1 pseudogene is annotated in these 571 nt (G+C 77.8%); it reads right to left on the bottom strand.

The features are described from left to right. A pseudogene (locus IE124_RS35475) lies at positions 1 to 571 on the bottom strand (hypothetical protein); the annotation flags it as partial.

Here is a 571-nt window from a genome sequence, read left to right on the forward strand (position 1 = left end):
CGCCGAGCGCCTGCACCCAGGCGACCTGCGGCACGAGCCCGTCGAGGAGCGAGACGACACCGGCGAACTCGCCGCCGGCCGTCAGCGCGGAGAGCCGGGCGGCGAAGGCCTCGCGGTCGTCTTCCGCCCCGGCCGTCAGCACCTCGACCCGCGCCCCGGCACCGACCAGCGCGGTGAGCACGGCGGCGGCCCGCGCGGAGTGCTCCTCGGGGGTGACGGCGAGCCAGCGGCCGGACAGGCCGGCGCGCTCGGTGCCCTCGGTGAGCGGGAGCCGCTTCCAGGCGATGCGGTAGCGCCAGTCGTCGCCGGGGGCGAGGGCGGGGGGAGTGACCTCCAGCCAGTAGCGCTCGGGCTGGAAGGCGTAGGTGGGCAGGCCGGGGCGGGCGGGCGTCGCGGCGCTCGCGGCGGGCAGGAGGGAGGCCCACGCCACGGGGAGCCCGTTGACCCACGCCTCGGCGAGCGAGGTGACCAGACGCTCCTGGCCGCCGTCCTCGCGGCGGAGGGTGCTGAGGCCGGTGACGGTGTCGGGGAGGGCCATGGTGAGGACGGGGTGGGCGCTGACCTCGACGAA

Origin of the sequence: Streptomyces narbonensis (assembly GCF_014649015.1) — a bacterium.
GTDB classification, from domain to species: domain Bacteria; phylum Actinomycetota; class Actinomycetes; order Streptomycetales; family Streptomycetaceae; genus Streptomyces; species Streptomyces narbonensis.